This is a genomic window from Stenotrophomonas sp. P5_B8 (genome assembly GCF_054049855.1).
In genome coordinates this window covers 1-3610 of sequence record NZ_JBFULO010000391.1, presented here as the reverse complement: position 1 = coordinate 3610, position 3610 = coordinate 1, and the positions used below count along the sequence as shown (strand labels likewise).

General features: G+C 67.3%; 5 protein-coding genes. 3 read left to right on the top strand and 2 right to left on the bottom strand.

Annotated features, from left to right (window positions below):
* Positions 1-503 (bottom strand): discoidin domain-containing protein (locus ACXJKH_RS16915; protein ID WP_457321057.1); only part of this gene is annotated, 503 nt, incomplete at its 3' end.
* A 286-nt stretch (positions 504-789) separates the two neighbouring features.
* Complete coding sequence (locus ACXJKH_RS16910; RefSeq protein WP_457321056.1) at positions 790-1245, bottom strand: N-acetyltransferase family protein; 456 nt, start codon at positions 1243-1245, stop codon at positions 790-792.
* 105 nt (positions 1246-1350) lie between these two features.
* Between ACXJKH_RS16910 and ACXJKH_RS16905 the strand changes: the two genes are divergently transcribed.
* From ACXJKH_RS16905 to ACXJKH_RS16895, 3 genes are all read left to right on the top strand, one after another.
* Entirely contained in the window at positions 1351-2166 is an 816-nt protein-coding gene (locus ACXJKH_RS16905; protein ID WP_457321054.1) for an APH(3')-II family aminoglycoside O-phosphotransferase, read from the top strand.
* Between the two features lie 144 nt (positions 2167-2310).
* Positions 2311-2838, top strand: a complete 528-nt coding sequence (locus ACXJKH_RS16900) for a DUF3592 domain-containing protein (RefSeq protein ID WP_457321052.1) — start codon at positions 2311-2313, stop codon at positions 2836-2838.
* 92 nt (positions 2839-2930) lie between these two features.
* Positions 2931-3610, top strand: a 680-nt coding sequence (locus ACXJKH_RS16895) for a hypothetical protein (protein WP_457321049.1), incomplete at its 3' end; no start/stop codon positions are given.

Below are 3610 nucleotides of genomic sequence, written 5' to 3'. Positions count from 1 at the left end.
CTGGTGGTGCTGTCCAGGGGCTCCAGCTCGAAGATGGAAACACCCCAGTCGGAGGTGCGGTCCGGGCTGGCCAGGCGCAGGTACCGGGCCTGACGCGGGGCGAAGAACAGGGTTTCGATGCCGCCGAGCGAGTCGGTCATGGTGTAGGCGGGCTGCCACTGCTTGCCGTCCAGCGAGGTCTGCAGCGTGTAGCCCTCGGGGTTGGAGACATCCCAGGTAATCCGTGCACCGCTGACCAAGGCCGGTTTGCCCAGGTCCACCTGGAACCAGTGGCCGGGGCTGAAGGCGCCGCCGGTGACAGTCTTCGGGTCGCCGTCGATGAGGTGGCTGACCGCCATGGCCGGCACCTGCTGGGAGGAGCTGCTGGCCTGCCACTGACTGCGTGGGGGCAGGTTCTGCGCCGAAGCGGTCACCGCCAGCAGCAAGGCGGGAAGGAGCAGCGCGCGCGCGCGTCCGTGTGCTGACGTGCGCGGGACCGTGCAGCGATTGGCAGGCAACCCCATCCAACTCTCCTCGGCAACCCTCGGTATGAGGTGAAGCCAACGCTAGCAGGGGATGTAATCGTTTACATGACGCGTCGCAATATCACGCTTTCGTAGCTTGGCCTGGCGGCAGCTCTCAGGCCTGGCCATAAACGCTCGCTCTCGGGAGTGCGACTGCGCAGGATGGGAGCGCATCGACCCTCTCATGCGGCATGGGAACCATCAGGCGCCTGCTGGAAGCGTATGGAATTCGCCTTCCATTGTGGCCGCACGCTTCATGCGGGTGCCGCCACGATCGCCACCGCAGTCAGTGGCGCGCAGGCTGACCCGGGCCTGCGACGTCTCGGAAGAACACCGTCTCCGGGTCGCCTGGATCCAGGTTGTCGATCTGCCCGCTGACGATGAAGCCATTGCGCGCCAGCAGGGCGTGCATCGGCTCGTTGGATTGGTTGGTGGAGGTGAACAGGCGCGGTCGCTCGCAGCGTGACACCAGATGCTGCAGCAGGGCTTCACCCAGCCCCAGGCGGCGAAAGTCTTCGCCGACCATCAGCATTTCGATGAACCCRCTGTCGAAGAAATGATGGTGGAGTACGCCATAGGCGGCAACACGCGCGTCAAGCAGCAACAGGTGGCAACTGCGTGCCGCCACCCACTGCTGCAGCAGCTCGACGCGGCGAGTGTCGTGAGCGGCCGCGCTGTCGATGCCGATCAGCGCGGGCAGGTCGTCAGCGCGGGCGAGCCGGAAGTGGACGGTGTTTCCCAAGGGGAGGCCCGGTTGTGGCGGTGGGTCGAGCGTAGGCCAGTCGCGTGCAGGAAGCCACCCGGTGCAGGCGCTTGCATTTTCGTTCCGCGACGGCAGGATGCGTGCATGCCGACCTCGCCACTTACACTGCTGGATGCCGACGGACTGATGCTGCCCGCCGCGTGGCGCAGCCTCTTGGCCGATATCCGTATCGAAGCATTTGCCATTGGCATGTCGCGCGCGGACGTGTTCCGCGTGCAGGACCGCGACGGCCCGGACCGGTTCCTGAAGACCGAGCAGGTCGATGAGGTCAGCGAACTCCATGAGGAGATCGCGCGGCTGCGCTGGCTGCACGCCCAAGGCGTTTCGGTCCCGGAAGTGCTCGATGCCGCGGAGGAAAACGGCCGCCGTTGGCTGTTGATGACCGCGCTGCCCGGTGCCGATCTGGCCGCGTCGCCCGCGCTGGCGCCAGCGCAGGTGGCGGTGCTCATGGCCGAGGCGTTGAAGCACCTGCACGCCCTTCCGGTGTCGGGTTGCCCATTCGACCACCGCGTGTCCCGGCGCCTGGCCGCAGCGAAGGCGAGACTGGCGGCAGGGCAGGTGGACGCCGAGGATTTCGATGATGAGCGGCAGGGCCGATCGGCAGACCAGGTGTTTGTCGAACTGCTGGCCACGGTGCCGGCGCAGCCGCAGGCGGATCTGGTGGTCACCCACGGCGATGCGTGCCTGCCCAACCTGATCGCCAAGGACGGCCGTTTCAGCGGATTCATCGATTGCGGTCGTGCCGGCGTGGCCGACCGTCACCAGGATCTGGCCTTGGCCGCGCGCAGCATCGCCGACACCCTGGGCGAGGCCTGGGTGCAGCCGTTCTTCGCGCACTATGGCGTCGCGCCCGACCCACAGCGGCTGGCGTTCTACCGGCTGCTGGACGAATTCTTCTGACCGTCCCTGCTTGACGCATCGTCACGCGCGGAACATCGCAACTTGACGTGCTGGCGGTTCACGCCTGCGCCGCCCGTCCCCACACTTCGCCGGTGCCAGCGCACATCCGCTGCTGGCCAAAGCGATCACTACCGGGGGACCACCATGATCAGCATTCCTGTTTCCGACACCTCGCACGTACGCCTTACCCAGGCCGCGCGCTGGCTGTGCATCCTTGGCTACGTCGTCCTGGCCATTGTGTTTTCCGCCTCGGCGCTCAGCGGCCACCGCCAGGCCGAAGCGATCCTCAAGGACGCGGTCAGCGTGCAGGTGCCGGTGCAGCTGGACCATATCGAGGAGAGCCGGCGCAAGGGCCGTGTGAGCCACACCTATCAGTTCCGCTACCAGTTCGTCGTCGACGGCGTGGCCCGGAACGGCGAATTCAGTACGTCCGAAGACAATGCCGCACCGTATCTGCAGGAGGGCGCGCAGGTCGAGGTGGCCTATGCGCGCGCCGATCCGTCGCGCTTCGAACGCATGGATCGGCTGCAGGGCCAGAAGAGCCTGGGCGCGGTGCTGGGACGGCTGTCGGTGGGCGTGGTCCTGCTCGGCGTGCTGGTCTTCGTGGTGTTCCTGTTGCTGACCCGCAAGCTGTTCGTGGTGCGCCAGCCGGCCAGCGTGTCGGCGGCCTGACAACAGCGGCTTCCAGGCAGGACACGCACATGGTTGACAGCCGAAACGGCCACGGTAGGGTGGCCGATTCCCGCCCGTTCTGGTCCTTCCCCATGCCTGTCCCGGAGTTCGCCGAACTGCTGTCGCGTCACATGCGTCGCATCCGGGCCAGCGCAGGCGGCGTAGCCGCCGAGATCGGCATCAGCCGCGAGGCGGTCAACAACTGGCGCTCGGGCGCGTCGCTGCCCAGCCGTCGTCATCGCGACCGCGTGCTGGCATGTGCCAACTACCTGCGACTGACCGAAACGGAAAGCAACGCACTGCTGTGCTCGGCCGGTTTCGAGCCGGAATTTCCGGTGGAGCCGGTCGCGTCCGTGCCGACCACGGCCACGACCACGCCGATCCCGGCCACGGTGGTGCGTCTGTTCGACCGCCTGCAGGCACTGCGACCGTACCCGGTCAGCCTGTTGTTGACCCAGGCCCACTGGGGCCAGCCGCCCGAGCGCGAAGCCATCCTGGCAGAAGCGGCACACCGTTACGGTGGCGACCGCGTATTGCATCTGCAGCCGCCGTTCCGCGCAGGCGAGGGCGACCAGGACTACTTCGCGCTGCTGGCCGCACAGTGCGGACTGGACGATGCAGCGTCCGACACCGCCTTCGAGGCAGCGCTGGCGCGCCGGCTGCAGCAGCCCGGTGCATTGTTCTGCCTGGTCAGCCGCTTCGAGCAGGGCGCGGCCGGACCGCGCGATGTGCTGGCCGGCATCCTGCGCAGCCTCAGTGAGATGTACAGCGG

Excerpts from the sequence above, each read along its gene's own strand:
- ACXJKH_RS16900 (WP_457321052.1), top strand. The coding sequence starts at position 2,311 with ATGATCAGCATTCCTGTTTCCGACACCTCGCACGTACGCCTTACCCAG.
- ACXJKH_RS16905 (WP_457321054.1), top strand. The coding sequence starts at position 1,351 with ATGCCGACCTCGCCACTTACACTGCTGGATGCCGACGGACTGATGCTG.